This window comes from Nocardiopsis synnemataformans (assembly GCF_965343085.1).
GTDB classification, from domain to species: domain Bacteria; phylum Actinomycetota; class Actinomycetes; order Streptosporangiales; family Streptosporangiaceae; genus Nocardiopsis; species Nocardiopsis alborubida.
Genome location: NZ_CBDRFA010000077.1, coordinates 22389 through 39130, shown reverse-complemented (window position 1 = coordinate 39130; position 16742 = coordinate 22389). Strand labels below are relative to the sequence as shown.

Sequence of the window (16742 nt, the reverse complement as noted above, 5' to 3'; positions counted from 1 at the left end):
GGGCTTGGGGGGGGGGGGGGGGGGGGGCGGTGGGGGGCGCGCCCCCACCGCTCAGCCGCGTGCGGCGACCTCCTTCCGGTCGGCCTGCTCGTCCTGGTCGACGGGGTCGAGCTGGACCCCGCAGGCCAGGCGCCGGGTGTGGTCCACGACGCGCGTGGGCCCGTCGAGCAGGACCGGCACGGTGTGCCGGACGTCCTCGCTGGACGCGGACAGCAGCAGTTCCAGGCGGCCGGGCTCGACGACGCGCCGCCCGTCCGGGCCGGTGTAGGAGGCCAGGTCGGCGTGGACGGAGAAGTCCAACGCCCGCGCCTCCCCTGCCTCCAGGTGCACCCGCGCGTAGCCGACCAGCTGTCTGCGGGGCCTGGCCACCTGGGCGACGGGGTCGTGCAGGTAGAGCTGGACGACCTCGGTCCCCGCGGTGCCGCCGACGTTGCGGACGGTGCAGCCGACGGTGACCTCCCCGTCGGTGCCCACCCGGGGGACCTCTCCCGGACGGACGGGGCCCGCGTCCACGCGCGGGTCCTCCCAGACGAACCGGGTGTAGGACAGGCCGTGGCCGAAGGGGTGGCGCGGGGTCGGGTCCACCGAGCTGACCTCGCTGCGGTGGGCCAGGTCGGGGCCGAGGTAGGTGGCGGGCTGACCGCCGGACGTGCGCGGCACGGACACCGGCAGGCGCCCGCTGGGGTTGACCCGGCCCGAGAGCACCCCGGCCACCGCGGGCATGCCCTCCTCGCCGGGGAGGAAGGCCTGGACGACGGCGGCCAGCCGGTCGGCGACCGGGCCCAGCACGTAGGGCCGTCCGGACACCACCACCGCGACCACGGGGGTTCCGGTGTCGGCCAGGGCCTCCAGGAACTCCTGCTGGACCCCGGGCAGGCGCAGGTCCTCCGCGTCGCAGCCCTCGCCGGAGGTGCCCCGGCCGAACAGGTCGGAGCGGTCGCCCACCACGGCCACGCACACCCGGGCGCGCCCGGCCGCCAGCAGGGCCTCGGCGAAGCCGTCGGTGGAGTCGCCGTCCACCGAGCACCCGGCGCGGTGCTCGACGCGGACGCCGGGCAGTTCGGCGCCCAGGGACTCCAGCAGGGTGGGGATCTCCACGCCCACGGCGGTGCCGGGGTGGCGCCTGCCCACGTGGGCGGGGAAGGAGTAGCAGCCGAGCACGGCGTCGGCGGTGTCGGCGAGCGGTCCGACCAGGGCCAGGTCCCCGGTGTCGGCCAGGGGGAGCGCGTCGTCGGTGTTGGAGAGCAGGACCACCGAGCGCTCGGCGAGTTCGCGGGCCAGCGCGCGGTGCTCGGCGGGGTCCAGGTCCACGGGGACGGCGGGGTCCTCGGGTTCCGGGGACCACCCGGCGTCGAGCAGGCCCAGCCCGCACTTCTGGAGGAGCACGCGCCGGGCGGCCCGGTCGACCAGCTCCTCGGACACCTCGCCCGAGCGGACCAGGGCGGTGAGCAGGTCGCCGTAGCAGTGCACGGTGGGCAGTTCGACGTCCACGCCCGCGGTCAGGGCCAGGGCGCCGGCCCGCTCGGCGGAGTCGGCGACGCGGTGCAGGGTCTGGAGGAAGGCGACGCCGAAGTAGTCGGCCACCACGGTGCCCTCGAAGCCCCACTGGTCCCGCAGCAGGCCGGTGAGCAGGCGCGTGTCCGCGGCGGCGGGCACCCCGTCGTTGTCGTTGTAGGCGGACATGACCGACCCGGCGCCTCCGTCGCGCACGGCCATCTCGAAGGGGGGCAGCAGGACGTCGGCGAACTCGCGCGGGCCGATCGAGACCGGCGCGAGGTTGCGGCCGCCGCGGGAGGCCGAGTAGCCCGTGAAGTGCTTGAGGGTGGCCACGATCCCGGCGGACTGGAGGCCGCGCACGTAGGCGGTGCCCACGGTCGCCACGAGGTGGGGGTCCTCGCCGATGGTCTCCTCGGTGCGGCCCCAGCGGGGGTCGCGGGACACGTCCAGCACGGGGGCCAGGCCCTGGTGGACGCCGACCCGGTGCATGCTCTCACCGATCTGCGCGGCCATCCGCTCGACCAGGTCGGGGTCGAAGCTGGCGCCCCAGGCCAGGGGGACCGGGTAGATCGTCGCGGTCCAGGCGGCGAACCCGGCCAGGCACTCCTCGTGGGCGAGGGCTGGGATGCCGAAGCGGTTGGCGGCCATGATCTCCCGCTGGCTGCGGGCCAGCGACGCCCGGCCGGCGGCGGGGTCGACCGGGAGGGTGCCGAAGGGCCGGGTGAGCTGGCCGAGGCCGTGCTCGATGACCTTCTCCCAGGCGGGGGGCTCCTGGGTGAGGTCGTGTTGGTGCGGTGCGACGGCCTCGCCGGAGGCGTCCGCGCTCACCCACACACCGTGCAGCTGGGCGACCTTCTCCTCCAGGGTCATCGATCCCAGCAGTCGCTCGACGCGCGTCGCGTCGGGGAGGGAGGGGTCCCGCCAACCGTCGTCGGCGGCCTCCCGGTCCGCGACGTGTTCCGAGGGTCCGGTCATGTGGGTGGGCCTTTCTGTGCTCAGTGGGGATGCGGGGATGTCGTGTGTCCGGGTGGTGGCCCGCGCGCCATGGAACTCCGAAACTTTCGAAACTAGTATCGAAACTTACTGACGGAGAATGTACGTAGTCGCGGTAGGCAGGTCAACCCCTACGAGAGATATAGGTCACATGTAGGTGTTGACCTGCGGCATTCGAAAGGGGCCAATGGGCTGCCGTGAAAGGGTTTCGCCAGGCGGATCCAGGGGAACCCGAAAGAGCTCGAAAGTTTCGGAAAGGACGCTGGGTCACGCTGTCCAGGCCGTCCGGGCCGCCCGGAGTTCCCGAAAGGACAGATGGGACACTTCGGGCGTGGGAATTCTCGAACGACTCCATGAGATCGGGCGGCCGCTGGTCGCCGAGCAGCTGGCGCACCCGACCGTCGCCGGGATCGCCCGGGGGGACCTGGACGAGCGCGCCTTCCGGTACTGGCTGGAGCAGGACCACCTCTACCTGCTCGACTACGCGCGGGCCTTCTCCCGGCTGGCCTGGCAGGCCCCCGACGACCACCTCGCCGACCTGGTGGGCATCGCGCACAGCACCCTCAACGAGGAGCTGGAGCTGCACCGCTCACTGTCCGGGGAGTTCGGCGCGGACCTGACCACCCGGGACAAGGGTCCGGCATGCGCGGCCTACACCGCCTGGCTGCTCGACGCCGCCGCCGACTACCGCGACGGGCTCGCCGCCGTGTACCCGTGCATGTGGGGATACAACCAGCTCGGGCTCGCGCTCGCCGACGACCGCCCGGAGGAGCCGCGCTACCGCCGATGGGTCGACACCTACGCCGACCCGGAGTTCACCACCCTCACCGAGCACTACGGGCGGATGCTGGAGGAGGCCGCCCCGGATCCCGGGCGCGCCGAGCGCTTCTTCCTGGAGGGCATGCGCCACGAGGTCGCCTTCTGGGACACGCCCCACACCGCGCGCACCGGCTGAGCCGCGCGCACGCGCGACGGGGAGCCGGGCGGCGCGGCCCGGCTCCCCGTTCTGCCTTCGGGTGCCGCCCCCGTCAGGGGTTGAGCACCGTGGACAGGGTCTCGAAGCGCTCGATCTCGCAGCCGTTGCGCTTGTTGAACTCGGTGTCGACCTCGGTCCCGCCGACGTGCCCGGTCACGTGGACGACCTCGGGTCCGCCCACCTGCATCGTGCACATCGTGTCGGAGGTGTCGCCGCTGGTGAAGGGGCCGGTGCCGACCTCCTCGATCTCGGCGCACGCCGCCTCGGGATCGGGGTGGTCGCCGCCCGCGGGGGAGCAGGTGAGGGTCCACACCCCCTCCTCGTAGCCCTCCGCGGGCACCAGGCCCTCGTCGCCGCTGAGGGTGCGCTCGATGGTGAGGCTGGTCTCGGCCTCCCCGCCGCCGGTCTCCCCCGGGGCGGGGGCGTCCGTGGCGGAGGAGGGGCCGTCGGGGGACGCGGAGGGACTGGTCTCGTCGGGTGCGGACTCGGATGCCGGCGCGCTCACCTCGGCGGGTTCGTTGCCGCAGGCCGTGAGGAGCAGGCCAAGGGCTGCGAGAGCGGCGAGGCGGGTCGGCGGGGCCGTCGCGAAGGTGTGCTGAGCCATACAGTTCGGACGCGGGGGGTTCCCGACGGGTTCCCCCGCATCTCACATTTTTCGAAGTGCACGGATACAGGGGGTCACATGTTCGGCAGCGGTGTTCCGGAGGCCAACGTCACCGAGGTGCCCGAGGGCGCCTACCTCCTCGACGTCCGCGAGGACGACGAGTGGAACGCGGGCCACGCGCCCGACGCGACGCACATCCCGCTCGGCCAGCTCAACCAGCGCGCGGGCGAGGTCCCGCGCGACCAGCGGGTCTACGTCGTCTGCCGTGTGGGGGGCCGGTCGGCGCAGGCCGTCGCGGCGATGAACCAGGCCGGGTGGGACGCGGTCAACGTCTCCGGCGGCATGCAGGCCTGGGAACACGCCGGACGCGGCATGGCCGCGGAGGGCGGCGCGGAACCCCGGGTGATCTAGCGCACCGGAGCCGTTTTGGCTCCGATTGCGCAAAGCCCTGCCCCCGGGCCGCTTCCGGGTGGCACTATGACGTCGTGAGTTCCGAGCGCGCGCCCCTCAGCGCCGAAGCCGTGCTGGCCGCCTCAGCGGACGCGGTGGTCTGCGTCGACAGCGAACTCCGAGTCACCCTCTGGAACCCGGCCGCCGAGCGGTTGTTCGGCTGGCGTGCGGAGGAGGTGCTCGGGGGCGAGCTGCCGATCGTCCCCGCCGAGCTGCGGGCCGAGCACGGCGCGGTGCTCGAACACGTGCGCGCCGGAACCCCGCTGTCCATCCACACCCGCCGGGTGCGCAGGGACGGCACGGTCGTCGACGTGCGGATCAACACCAACCGGGTGCCCGGCGCGGACGGCGGCGTGGCCGGGTGGGTGCTCAACCTCTACCCCTCCGACAGCGACGTGCAGGCCCGCTCCTCGGCGATGGAGCGGGCCCGTCTCGTGCGGCGGCTCACCGACGTGGTCGTCGACATCAACGCCGACCTCAGCCTCAAGACCGTGCTCGACCGCATCTCCCGCGGCATCACCGAGCTCACCGGGGCCGACGCGGGCGGCTTCGTCCTGCTCAACGAGGACCGCGTGGAGCTGGTCAGCATCTCGGAGCTGTCGGAGGACCTCCAGGGGTTCAGCTCGGCGCTGGACGACAGCCTGTTCGGCGAGCTGCTGCGCAGCGGCAAGTCCGTGCTGCTGGCCAACGAGGACACCCGCGGACTCCAGGACCTGGTCTGGGCCGACCTGCCCGGGCTGCACACCATCGCGCTGGGCGTGTCCAACGTGCACGGCCGCCCCTACGGCGCCCTGTACGCGCTCTACAGCCAGCGCAAGGTGGGGCACGTGGAGCTGGAGCTGCTCGAACTGCTCGCCGCGCACGCCGGGGTGGCGATCGGCAACGCGCTGGCCTACGAGGAGCTCAACCGCCAGCGTGTCCACGAACAGGCCGTGGCCGACTCCAGCGCCGACGGGATCGCCGTGCTCGACTTCGGCGGCCGGGTGCGCAAGTGGAACCGGTCGGCGGTGGAGCTCACCGGCTACGCGGCCGAGGTGATGGAGGGGCGCCACCCTCCCTTCCCGTTGCCCGCCTGCCACGGCCAGCCGGTCAAGCACAAGCTCCGCGACGGCCGCTGGCTGGAGATCCTGATGGCGCAGATCCCGCGCACCCACGAGTGGGTGGTGGACTTTCGCGACATCACCGCGCAGAAGGCCATGGAGGACGAGCGCGAGGCGTTCCTGGCCACGAGCGGGCACGAGCTGCGCACCCCGATCACCGTCATCCACGGCTACGCCACCACGCTCCTGCGCAAGTGGTCCCGGCTCAGCCCGGACTCGCAGTACCAGGCCGTCGGCACCATCGCGGAGCGCTCCTCGGCCCTGGCCGCGCTGGTGGACCGGCTCCAGCTGGGCTCGGACGTCGCGCGCGGCGAGATGCGGGTCGGCCGTGACCGGTTCGACCTGCCCGAGGTGCTGCGGCAGGCGGTCAGCGCCTTCCGGCCCCTGTCCGACCGGCACGACGTCACCCTGGACGACCTGCCCGACCTTCCGCCCACGGCGGGCGACCCGCTGGCCACGAGCATGATCATGGACCAGCTGCTCGACAACGCCCTCAAGTTCTCGCCCCGGGGCGGGGCCGTGCGCGTGAGCGCGCGGGAGGAGGGCGACGCCGTCGCGGTCGTGGTCGACGACGAGGGCGTGGGGCTGCGCCCGGGCGACGAGGAGCGGATCTTCGACCGCTTCGTGCAGTCCGGGGTGCGCGGCGAGGAGTCCCGCTTCGGCGGACTCGGACTCGGCCTCTACATCGTGCGCCAGCTGGCCAGGGACCAGGGCGGCGACGTGACCGCCCAGCGCCTGGAGCGCGGGACGCGCATGCGGTTCACCGTGCCGCTGTACCCCGGTGAGGGCGCGGAGCCCTCCACACGCAGCGAACCGCTCCACAGGCAACCTGAGCCCCAGGAAACAACAAAAACCTCATCAACCCCTGAACCCCTGTCCCGTCAGCGATCCCCGCGCCGACGTGCGAGTCGTACTCCGTGATTCATCTCGCGGTGGGTTTCCTCCCGAGGTGAACGGGGCATTTCCACCCCTGGTGGAATTCGCTGGCACACATCGGGCGGGTTCCGGACGGCCCGAGAAAGCACCAACGCGCAGGGATTTCGACGTGTCAGGAGACCACACCCCACTCGACGCGGGTGACCGCCCGCACAAGGTCGAGCGGAGCGTCACGCTCCCCCACACCCCCGCCACCGTGGCCGGTGCCAGGCAGCGGCTCTGCCGCGACCTCCGCGCCCTGCGGATCAGCGAGGAGTGCGTGGACGACGCGGCCCTCGTCCTCAGCGAGCTCGTCAGCAACGCCCTCCGCCATGCCAGACCCCTGCCCACCCCCGAGAATCCCGAGGACAGCGTCGGCGTGTCCTGGCGGGCCGAGGTGGACCGCGGGTCGGGGGCGTGCGGCTGGGTGGAGATCGCCGTACGCGACGGCGGCTCCAGCACCATGCCACGGGTGGCGCGGCCCTCGGTCTCCGGCCTGGGCGGCCGGGGTCTGGGCATCGTCCAGTCCCTGTCCGGCCGCTGGGGCACCGAGATGGACGCGACCACCACCACGGTCTGGGCGGTCCTGGAGATCCCCGCCGAGGGCTCCGCCGACGAGGAGGAGGACACGGCCCGGGGACTGCCGGAGGGCTTCGGGACGACGAACCCGTACCCGGACGCCGCCGACGTCGTCGAGCTGCGGCTGGGCGCCGCGGACAACGTGAGGGCCCGGAGCGCCCTGCTCTGAGGGAGCCCGCTCCGCGGTGGCGGCGCCGCCACCAGCGGAGGAACGTCACCGATGTCGCGAAACACCGCCAGCGAGGTGGCCCGGCGCTGGTGCGGCCGCTACAGTCACGACTGTGGAGTTGAAGATATCAAGCCGGTCTCAGCAAGACGTCGCGGTGGTAACCGTGGGCGGTGAGATCGACCTGTACACGGCACCCCAGTTGCGTGACGAGCTCATCGGAGCCCTGGAGGACGGGGCACGGCGGCTGGTCGTCGACATGTCGCGGGTGGAGTTCTGCGACTCGACCGGCATCAGCGTGCTGCTCTCCGCCATGAAGCGCTCCCGTGACAAGGACGGCGACCTGGAACTCGTGGCGCCGAGGCCCGCGGTGACCAAGGTCCTGGAGGTCACCGGGCTGGACGCGGTGTTCGTCATCCACCCCGACCTCGACGCGTTGCCGGTGGCCGCGGGGACCGGCACCGCCCAGTAGAACGGGACGCGCGTGCTTCGTGGGGAGGGCGCCGGTCCCGAGGGGGCCGGAATCGCCGTGGTCATCGCCGCCAAGGACGAGGCGGTGCGCGTGGGCAGCACCGTCAGGGCCGTCCGCGCACTGCCCGGGGTGGACCTGGTCGTCGTGGTCGACGACGGTTCCGCCGACCGCACGGCCGACGTCGCGCTCGAAGCCGGGGCCCGGGTGCTCAGGCACAGCCGCAACCGCGGCAAGGGGGCCGCGATGGAGACGGGCGCGGAGGGCGTCCGGCTCATCGAGGAGCACGAGGCGGGGGACGGATCCCCGCGCTCCCCCCGGCACCTGCTGTTCCTGGACGCCGACCTGGAGGCGACCGCCGCGGAGGCGGCGCCGCTCGTCGAACCGGTCCGCGACGGCAAGGCCGACATGACCATCGCCCTCTTCCCCGCGACCCGCATGCGCCTGGGCGGCCACGGGTTCGTGGTGCGTCTCGCGCGCGGCGGTGTCCGCAAGGCCACCGGGTGGGAGCCCGAGCAGCCCCTCAACGGCCAGCGCTGCCTGACGCGCGCCGCCTTCGAGGCGGCCAGGCCGCTGGCCCCCGGTTTCGGCGTGGAGACCGGCCTGACCATCGACGTGCTGAGGGCGGGATACCGGGTGCTGGAGGTGGAGGTGCCCCTGGAGCACCGGGCCACCGGCACCGACCTGCGCGCGCAGCTGCACCGGGCCCACCAGTTCGCGGACGTGGCCCGGGCGCTGGCGGTGCGCGAACTGCGGCCCACCGTGCGGCGGGGATGGGGTCGGATCCGTGAGCGCACGCGCACGTCGGGACGGCAACTGTCCCGCAAAATCGGGCACATGACTTGGAGAAACCGCCCGAAGTAACCCCATGAGTGCAGTGTGTAGCTATACGCTCGCTCCGTGTTCACTACGATCCTGGCTTTGACGGGAATGCTCTCGGGACTGGGTGCGCTCGCCCTCGGCTGGCACGCGCTGTCCAGGACCCGTGTGATCAGCAGCGAGTCCCAGGCACTCGCCCAGCGGGCGACCGCGGTCAGCGCCTCGGGCGTGGACCCGTTCGCCGTGCGCGACGTGGCGGTGCTCCACTACGACGCCCTGGAGGAGATGTCGGGCGCCCGCTCCTTCTCCCTGGCGCTGCTCAACAGCGAGGGTGACGGCGTCGTCGTCACCTCCATCAACGGGCGCACCGAGTCGCGCACCTACGCCAAGGCGGTGGTGGGCGGGGACTGCGACACCCTGCTCAGCCCGGAGGAGTACCGGGTCGTCCGGTCGGCCCGCCTGGGGGAGGGCGTCGGCGCCGCCGCGGGGAGTCCCCCGACGCGGGCGGTGTCCTCCGCCGGTGTCCAGCCGGTGCCTCCGCCCGCGGCCCGGGACGAGTCCGGGTTCTCGGCCGGACGGGACGAGGAGCGCGGCGCGCGTGAGGACGCGGAGGCCGACGCCGGGAGCGACGTCGAGACCGATGCCGTGGAGGCCGTTGAGGAGGGCGCGGAGCGGAAGCGGCGCAAGGCCGCCCCGGCGGCCCCGACCCGCACGGACGCGGCCCGACAGGACGTGGAAGCGGCTCACGCGGGCCCGTCAGCACGGAAGGCCTCCGCGACCGTGTCTGGCGCGGATGATGACCGAGAGGATTCTGGGGTCACGCCAGCCTCGCCCGCCCCGTCCGTCGCGGGCGGACAGGCGATCGCGACGGCCACCGGAGCTACTTCAGCTCCACCAGCTCAGGCTTCCTCCGCTGCCGCGTTCGCCACGGGCGACGACCGAAATGGCCCGGAGGCCGCCTCAGCAGCCCCGCCAGCCCGGACCGCCCCGCCATCCGGGACCGTCTCGGCAGCGTCGGCCGACTCAGCTGCCACGGGCGACGACCGGGAGGAGCGCGAACCCCGCGGCCTCGTCTCCGTCATCCGCAGGACGATCGGACGCGTCGGCGCCGACCGCCGGGCCCCCGTCGAGGCCGTGCGGTCGGGAGTCGGAGCGGCGAGGCCGACCGTCTCAGCCAACGTCACCGTGCGGTCGGGGGCCTCCGCCACCGCGGCGGGGAGCACGGGAGCCTCCGCCACCGGGACCGCGACGGCAGCCGAGCCGCGTCGAGGGGACCCGGCCGGCGAGAAGACCGGCGGGAACGGCGCCCGGGCGGCGGACGACCCCGCGTCGGAGGCGCGCGGGTGACCGCACCGAAGCCACCCGGCCCCGGCCCCGGCACCGGGCCCGCGTCGCGTCCCGAACCGCCGCACCCGGAGCACCGGTCCGTATAGCCTGGTGTTATGCCCAACCGCTACGCCTACCTCGGCCCCGAGGGCACCTTCACCGAAGCCGCACTGCGCGACCTGCGCCCGGACGCGCCCGACGGGGCCCGCGTCCCCTGCGAGGGGGTCGCGGCGGTCTTCGACGCGGTCCGCTCCGGCGCGGTCGACGGCGGCGTCGTCCCCCTGGAGAACTCGGTCGAGGGCGGCGTCAGCGCCACCATCGCCGAACTCGTCAACGGCGATCCGCTCCTCGTCACCGGTGAGACCGCGGTCCCCGTCGAGTTCGCCCTGTTCGCGCGGGGCGGGACGGTGCTGGAGGACGTCAAGCGGGTGGCCACCCACCCCCACGCCCTCGCCCAGTGCCGGGGCTGGCTCGCCCGCAACCTGCCCGACGCGGACACGCACACCGTCTCCTCCACGGCCGCCGCCGCGCGCGCCGTCTCCGAGCCCGGCGCGCCCTACGACGCGGCCATCTGCGCCGTGATCGCCGGAGAGCGCTACGGACTGCACGCCCTGGCATCCGGTATCGGCGACCGCTCCGACGCCGCCACCCGCTTCATCTACCTCTCCCGGCCCGGCGTCCTGCCCGCGCCCACCGGAGCCGACCTGACCTCGCTCGTCGCCTTCATCGCCGACGACCACCCCGGCGCCCTGATCGAGGTGCTCAACCAGTTCGCCGTGCGCGGGGTCAACCTCACCCGGCTGGAGTCGCGCCCCACAGGTGACCGGCTCGGCAGCTACTGCTTCTGCATCGACGCCGAGGGGCACGTGGCCGAGGCACGGGTCGGCGAGGCGCTCATGGGCATCCGGCGGGTGTGCCGGGACGTGCGCTTCCTGGGCAGCTATCCGCGCAGCGGCCGGGCCGCCGAGAACGATCCACTGCTGCGGCCCCGACCGACCACCGACGCCGACTTCGCCGAGGCCGAGCAGTGGCTGGCGCGCGTCCGCGCCGGTCAGATCGACTGAGGCCGATCCCGCCTCCGACCCCGGCTCCGGCTCCGGGAACGGTTCCTCTTCTCTCCGCGGCCCCGGCGTCCGCGGGCGGCCCCGACCGCTGGCCGCCCGCCCCCCTCGTCCGCCGGGGCCACCGTCCCGCTCCCCTCCCCGAGTCCGGCGGTTCCCCGGTTCTCAGACCCGGGCCGCCTCCATCGGGCCGCCCGAGCGGACCTCCTCCCCCGCGTCGGCGCGGTCCAGCTCCAGGCACAGCGCCAGCCTCAGCGCGAAGTCCTCAGGACGCGTCGCCTCCAGCACCTCCAGCACGCGGGTGAGCTCCTCGGCGGTCATCTCGTTCAACGGCTTCACGGTCGTCCCCCTCCTGGGTCTGTCACAGGAAGGACGAGGTCACCGGGCCTCCATGACGCGGTTGTGGAAAAGATGTCGGGAGGATGGGGCCCGGGCGGTAACCTGCAAGACGTGATCGACCTTCGCGCTCTTCGAGAAGACCCCGAACGACTCCGCGCCTCGCAGCGGGCCCGGGGGGAGGACCCCTCCGTCGCCGACCGCCTGCTCGGGCTCGACGCCGACCGCCGCTCCGCGCTGTCCCGGTTCGAGACCCTGCGCGCCGAGCAGAAGAGCGTGGGCAGGTCCGTCTCCAAGGCATCCCCGGAGGAGCGCGAGGAACTCCTGACCCGCGCCAAGGCGCTGGCCGCCGAGGTCAAGGAGGCCGAGGCCGAGGCCGGTCGTCTCGCCGACGAGCTGGACGCCCTCCTGTCCGGTGTGCCCAACCTCGTGGAGGAGGGCGCGCCCGAGGGTGGCGTGGACGACTTCAGGGTCCTGGAGACCGTCGGCGCCCCGCGCTCGTTCGACTTCACCCCGCGCGACCACCTGGAACTGGGCGAGATGCTCGGCGCCATCGACATGGAGCGGGGCGCCAAGGTCTCCGGGGCCCGGTTCTACTTCCTCACCGGCGTGGGCGCCCAGCTGGAGCTGGCGCTGCTCAACATGGCCATGAACCAGGCCGTCCAGGCGGGCTTCACACCGATGATCCCGCCGGTGCTGGTCCGGCCCGAGACCATGGAGGGCACCGGGTTCCTCGGCTCGCACGCCGACGAGGTCTACCACCTGCCCGCCGACGACCTCTACCTCGTGGGCACCTCCGAGGTGCCGCTGGCCGGGTACCACTCGGGGGAGATCCTGTCCGCCGACGCCCTGCCCAACCGCTACATCGGCTGGTCGCCGTGCTTCCGCCGCGAGGCGGGCTCCTACGGCAAGGACACCCGCGGCATCATCCGCGTCCACCAGTTCCAGAAGGTGGAGATGTTCGTCTACACCCACCCGGACCGGGCGCACGAGGAGCACAAGCGGCTCCTCGCCTGGGAGCGGGAGATGCTGGACAAGCTGGAGCTGCCCTACCGCGTGGTGGACATCGCCGGCGGCGACCTGGGCACCAGCGCCGCCCGCAAGTACGACTGCGAGGCGTGGGTCCCCACCCAGGAGACCTACCGGGAGCTGACCTCCACCTCCAACTGCACCGACTTCCAGGCCCGCCGCCTCAACGTGCGGTTCCGGGGCGAGGACGGCAAGCCCCGCTTCGCCGCCACCCTGAACGGCACGCTGGCCACCACCCGCTGGATCGTCGCCATCCTGGAGAACCACCAGCGCGAGGACGGCTCCGTGGTGGTTCCCGAGGCGCTGCGCCCCTACCTGGGCCGCGACGTCCTGGAGCCGGTCGCCAGGGGCAGGTAGCACCCGGGGTCCGGCAGCGGACACCCGGAACCAGCGGGCCCGTCCTCACGGCCGTCGAGCCGCAGAACCCGGCACCGGTACGCGCGGAGCCCGCCCCCGGCCGGGGGCGGGCTCCGCGCTCGTTGTTACAGGTACGGACCGGTTACAGGTACGGACCGGAGCCGTGCGGCTCCTCGTCCAGGCCGCCGGGAGCGCCCGGCCCCTGGGCCTGTAGACCCGCCATGCCGGGCGGCAGGGCCTTGCGCATGTTCTCCAGCTGGGCGCGGGCCGCCATCTGCTGGGCGAACAGGGTGGTCTGGATGCCGTGGAACAGCCCCTCCAGCCAGCCCACCAGCTGTGCCTGCGCGATGCGCAGCTCGGCGTCGCTGGGGGCCGCGCCCTCCGCGAACGGCAGGGTCAGCCGCTCCAGCTCCTCGATCAGCTCGGGGGCCAGACCGTCCTCCAGCTCCTTGATGGACGAGGTGTGGATCTCCTTGAGCCTGGCCCGGCTCGCCTCGTCCAGCGGAGCGGCCTTGACCTCGTCCAGGAGCTGCCGGATCATGCTGCCGATCCGCATCACCTTGGCGGGCTGCTCCACCATGTCGGCGAGGGTGCGCGGCTCCTCCGCGCCCTCCTCGCCGTCCCCGTCGCGGTCGGTTCCCATGACCAGGATCCGAGCCTGCTCCTCCGGGTTCTCTGCGCTGCTCATCAGTCCCCTTACGTGGATGTCACCGGCACGCTGTCAACGGGGAAGAAGGATCTTTCCGGTGTGCGCGCTCGTTTCCATGACGCGGTGCGCCTCCGCCGCGTTCCGCATCGGGACCGAGCGGTCGATGACGGGGCGGACGACTCCCTGTTCTACCAACGGCCACACCTGCTCGAGTACTCCCGAGACGATGGCAGCCTTCTCCTCCAGGGGGCGGGAACGCAGGGTCGTCGCGTGGACGGAGAGCCTCTTGGCGAGCATACGCCCCAGGTCGGCCTCGGCGCGGCGTCCGCCCATCAGCGCGATGATCACCAGGCGGCCGTTCGTGGCCAGCGAACGCAGGTTGGCGTCCAGGTAGGAGCCGCCCATGATGTCGAGGACGAGGTCGGCGCCGCCCGCCTCGCGCACGCGTTCGGTGAAGTCCTCCTCCTTGTAGTTGATCAGGATCTCCGCGCCCAGTTCGCGGCAGCGCTCCAGCTTCTCCCGGCTGCCCGCCGTGACCGCCACCCGGGCGCCCAGGGCGCGGGCGAACTGGACCGCGAAGGTGCCGATGCCGCTGCCGCCGCCGTGGACCAGGACGGTCTCCCCGGCGCGCAGGCCGCCGACCATCACCAGGTTGGACCACACGGTGGAGGCCACCTCGGGCAGCGCGGCGGCCTCCACGAGGTCCACGCCCGCGGGGATCGGCAGCAGCTGGCCCACCGGGACGGCGACCTTCTCGGCGTAGCCGCCCCCGGACAGCAGGGCGCACACGTGGTCACCCACGGACCAGCCCGAGTCCTCGGTGCCGGGGCCGAGCGCGGCGACGGTGCCCGAGCACTCCAGCCCGGGGTACTCGGAGGCGCCGGGCGGCGGCGGGTAGTTGCCCTGGCGCTGGGAGACGTCGGCCCGGTTGGCCGCGCTCGCGGCCACGTCCACCAGGACCTCCCCCTCGCCGGGGACGGGATCGGGAACCTCGGTCCAGGCCAGGACCTCGGGTCCGCCCGGTTCGCTGATACGGATCGCGTGCATGAGCCAGACAGTACCCGGGGAGGTTCCACGGCAGGCAACGGATTCCTCTGTTCACCTGCTCGTGAGGATGCTTCGGTGGGGCCGGGCGGGTAAGAGTGATCCCGGGAGCGGATCCCGTCTCTTCCCCGCTGGGGTACCCCTCCCTCCACAGCAAGCCCCCTTCAAGCAGGAGAACTCCGGTGGCACACCAGGAACACAACGGGTCGGGTCGAAGCTCTGAGGCGGGCCCCGGACCCGAGGCCGGGGAGCACGTCGAACCGGACCGCTCGGCGGGTGACCCGGAGGAGTACGACCCGGACGCCGCCGCGCCGGGGCCGACCGCGCACGAGCCCTCACCCCACGACCAGTGGTTCGGCGGCTTCGAGGGCGAGGCGCCGCCTCCGCCGCCCTACGCCCGGCTGCCCGAGGACACGTCGCTGCTGGGAGCGGGGCACCAGACGCCGCCTCCGGCGGATGATGCGGGTGGGGCGGAGAAGTTCGGGGGGGAACCGGAGCGGACGTCCTCTGGTGCTTTTGAGCCTCCTGGGGTTTCTGCTGTCCCCGAGCCGGAGGGGGTTCTGGAGGAGCCTGAGGCCGAGATTCCCTTAGCTTCTTCTGGGGTTTATGGGGCTCCTGGGATTTTCGGCTCTCCCGAGGTATCTGAGGACTCCGGCATTCCTGGGTCTTCCGCGGGATCCAAGCCGCTGCTGTCCCCACGGCCCTCCGGCGCCTCCGGGCCCTCGGAGTTCCTCGCGGGCTCAGGGGCTTCCGCCGCCGCTGCGGAAGACGCCGCCGACGGCGACGACGGCGACGACGGCGAGGAGGACGGCACGCTCCGCCTGCTGCCGGGAGCCGCACGCAGACACCCGCAGCGCCCGCAGCGGCAGCGCCTCCAGCGTCCCACCCGGCCGGGCGGGGAGGACCCTCTGGCGCCCCGCAGGCCGCGCCGCGACTCCGACGTGCCCGAACCCGAGCAGCTGCCTCCCCTGGAGACGGAGCGCGACGACGCCCGGGGCGGACCGCGGGCCACGGGGCCGGTTCCGGCGGGGCCGGAGACGGGATCGGGTCAGCGCTCCGTTCAGGGTCCAGGTCCTCTCCAGGGGCCCGGTCCGCGCTCCGTTCAGGGAACCGGTCCAGGCCCTGGTCAGGGGCCCGTTTCGAGCCCCGTCCGTGGACAGGGGAACGGGCCCGCCCCGGGCCCCGCTCCCCGGTCCGCACAGGACACGGGACGTGACACGGGTTTGGGCGCGTGGCTGGACGAGGACCCCGGTCCCTTCCGGTCCATGCCTCCATCGGGCCAACCCGTCCGTCCGGCACCGCCCCGAGCTCCCGAGCCGCCGTCCGCGCTCACCGGGCCCCGGGCCGACCTCGCGCCGCAGCCTGCCCCGCCGTCTGCCCCGCCCGCTCCCCCGGGTTCACCGGCCCAGCGCCGCCCCGAACAGGAGCGGCAGACCTCCGACGCGCTCAACGCGGCCACCCTCGTGCGCAACCGGCGCCACGGCCCCAGCGGCGGGTGGCGCCGGGCCGTGCACGCCGCCACCCTGGGCCTGGTCAACCCGGGGGAGTCGGCCAAGGTGCTGCGCCAGCGTGAGTTGGTGGCCCGCGCGAGCACGCCCGTGGCGACCGGGCACCACCGGGTGGCCGTGCTCAGCCTCAAGGGCGGGGTCGGCAAGACGACCACCACGGTCGCCCTCGGCGCGACGCTGGCCTCCCTGCGCGGCGACCGGGTGCTCGCGGTGGACGCCAACCCCGACCGCGGCACGTTGTCCGACAAGGTGCGGCTGGAGACCGCCGCGACCATCCGAGACCTGCTCAACGAGCGCCATCTCGTGTCGCGCTACGCCGACATCCGCGGGTTCACCTCGCAGGCGCCCAGCAGGCTGGAGATCCTGGCCTCCGACCGTGACCCGGCGGTCTCCGAGGCCTTCAGCGACGCCGACTACCGGGAGGTCTCACGGATCGTCGAGCACTTCTACTCCATCTGCATCACCGACTGCGGCACCGGCCTGCTGCACTCGGCTATGCGCGGGGTGCTGGGACTGGCCGACCAGGTGGTCCTGGTCAGCTCGGCGTCCGTGGACGGTGCCCGCAGCGCCAGCGCCACCCTGGACTGGCTGGAGGCGCACGGCCACGGCGCCCTCGTCCGCAGCGCCGTGGTGGTGCTGTCGATGGTGCGCTCCGACAGCAAGAGCAGCGTGGACCTGAACCGGCTGGAGGAGCACTTCGCCGGGCGGTGCCGCGACGTGGTGCGGGTGCCCTGGGACGGGCACCTGGAGGAGGGCGCTGAGGTGGACCTCGAACGGCTCGCCCCCGCCACGCGGGACGCCTACCTCCAGTTGGCCGCGTCGGTCGGGGAGGCGTTCGCCTGGCAGAGGTGAGGCGGCCGCGGG

15 protein-coding genes are annotated in these 16742 nt (G+C 73.3%); 10 read left to right on the top strand and 5 right to left on the bottom strand.

The genetic code is table 11. The features are described from left to right. Nucleotides 1-51: 51 nt before the first annotated feature. Nucleotides 52-2472, bottom strand: a complete 2421-nt coding sequence (locus ACSIH6_RS32055; RefSeq protein WP_435112083.1) for a beta-xylosidase/alpha-l-arabinosidase — start codon at nucleotides 2470-2472, stop codon at nucleotides 52-54. A gap of 349 nt (nucleotides 2473-2821) precedes the next feature. Between ACSIH6_RS32055 and ACSIH6_RS32050 the strand changes: the two genes are divergently transcribed. Continuing rightward, complete coding sequence (locus tag ACSIH6_RS32050; protein ID WP_435112082.1) at nucleotides 2822-3445, top strand: TenA family protein; 624 nt, start codon at nucleotides 2822-2824, stop codon at nucleotides 3443-3445. 73 nt (nucleotides 3446-3518) lie between these two features. Here ACSIH6_RS32050 and ACSIH6_RS32045 read toward each other — a convergent pair whose 3' ends face one another. Further along, entirely contained in the window at nucleotides 3519-4070 is a 552-nt protein-coding gene (locus ACSIH6_RS32045) for an SSI family serine proteinase inhibitor (protein WP_435112081.1), read from the bottom strand. 78 nt (nucleotides 4071-4148) lie between these two features. Here ACSIH6_RS32045 and ACSIH6_RS32040 point away from each other — a divergent pair, with 78 nt between their 5' ends. The 7 genes from ACSIH6_RS32040 (at nucleotide 4149) to pheA (ending at nucleotide 10958) form a co-directional block, all read left to right on the top strand. Further along, the gene (locus ACSIH6_RS32040) at nucleotides 4149-4481 is read left to right on the top strand and encodes a rhodanese-like domain-containing protein (protein WP_168444216.1); all 333 of its coding nucleotides are present in this window, start codon (nucleotides 4149-4151) and stop codon (nucleotides 4479-4481) included. 74 nt (nucleotides 4482-4555) lie between these two features. Then, nucleotides 4556-6541 carry a sensor histidine kinase gene (locus ACSIH6_RS32035; protein WP_435112080.1) on the top strand — a complete coding sequence of 662 codons (1986 nt, stop codon included), beginning with the start codon at nucleotides 4556-4558 and terminating at the stop codon, nucleotides 6539-6541. A gap of 124 nt (nucleotides 6542-6665) precedes the next feature. Beyond that, on the top strand, nucleotides 6666-7283 hold the full coding sequence (locus ACSIH6_RS32030) for an ATP-binding protein (RefSeq protein WP_435112079.1): 618 nt from the start codon (nucleotides 6666-6668) through the stop codon (nucleotides 7281-7283). A 112-nt stretch (nucleotides 7284-7395) separates the two neighbouring features. Further along, nucleotides 7396-7752, top strand: coding sequence for an STAS domain-containing protein (locus ACSIH6_RS32025; protein WP_013156254.1), 357 nt, complete (start codon nucleotides 7396-7398; stop codon nucleotides 7750-7752). A gap of 12 nt (nucleotides 7753-7764) precedes the next feature. Continuing rightward, a complete protein-coding gene (locus tag ACSIH6_RS32020) occupies nucleotides 7765-8613 on the top strand; it encodes a glycosyltransferase (RefSeq protein ID WP_435112078.1) in 849 nt (282 codons plus the stop codon). Between the two features lie 36 nt (nucleotides 8614-8649). Further along, complete coding sequence (locus tag ACSIH6_RS32015; RefSeq protein WP_435112077.1) at nucleotides 8650-9915, top strand: DUF4446 family protein; 1266 nt, start codon at nucleotides 8650-8652, stop codon at nucleotides 9913-9915. 95 nt (nucleotides 9916-10010) lie between these two features. Further along, on the top strand, nucleotides 10011-10958 hold the full coding sequence (gene pheA, locus ACSIH6_RS32010; protein ID WP_435112076.1) for a prephenate dehydratase: 948 nt from the start codon (nucleotides 10011-10013) through the stop codon (nucleotides 10956-10958). A gap of 162 nt (nucleotides 10959-11120) precedes the next feature. Here pheA and ACSIH6_RS32005 read toward each other — a convergent pair whose 3' ends face one another. Continuing rightward, nucleotides 11121-11294, bottom strand: coding sequence for a mechanosensitive ion channel (locus ACSIH6_RS32005; RefSeq protein ID WP_435112075.1), 174 nt, complete (start codon nucleotides 11292-11294; stop codon nucleotides 11121-11123). Between the two features lie 111 nt (nucleotides 11295-11405). On the opposite strand from ACSIH6_RS32005, the gene serS reads away from it, so the two are divergent. Then, nucleotides 11406-12677, top strand: a complete 1272-nt coding sequence (gene serS / locus ACSIH6_RS32000) for a serine--tRNA ligase (protein WP_435112074.1) — start codon at nucleotides 11406-11408, stop codon at nucleotides 12675-12677. A 142-nt stretch (nucleotides 12678-12819) separates the two neighbouring features. Here serS and ACSIH6_RS31995 read toward each other — a convergent pair whose 3' ends face one another. Beyond that, a complete protein-coding gene (locus tag ACSIH6_RS31995) occupies nucleotides 12820-13365 on the bottom strand; it encodes a bacterial proteasome activator family protein (RefSeq protein WP_435112073.1) in 546 nt (181 codons plus the stop codon). Nucleotides 13366-13398: 33 nt separating this feature from the next. Beyond that, on the bottom strand, nucleotides 13399-14373 hold the full coding sequence (locus ACSIH6_RS31990; RefSeq protein WP_435112072.1) for an NAD(P)H-quinone oxidoreductase: 975 nt from the start codon (nucleotides 14371-14373) through the stop codon (nucleotides 13399-13401). A gap of 821 nt (nucleotides 14374-15194) precedes the next feature. Between ACSIH6_RS31990 and ACSIH6_RS31985 the strand changes: the two genes are divergently transcribed. After that, nucleotides 15195-16730 (top strand): MinD/ParA family ATP-binding protein, encoded by a 1536-nt coding sequence (locus ACSIH6_RS31985; protein ID WP_435112089.1) that lies wholly within the window; start codon nucleotides 15195-15197, stop codon nucleotides 16728-16730. Nucleotides 16731-16742 lie beyond the last annotated feature (12 nt).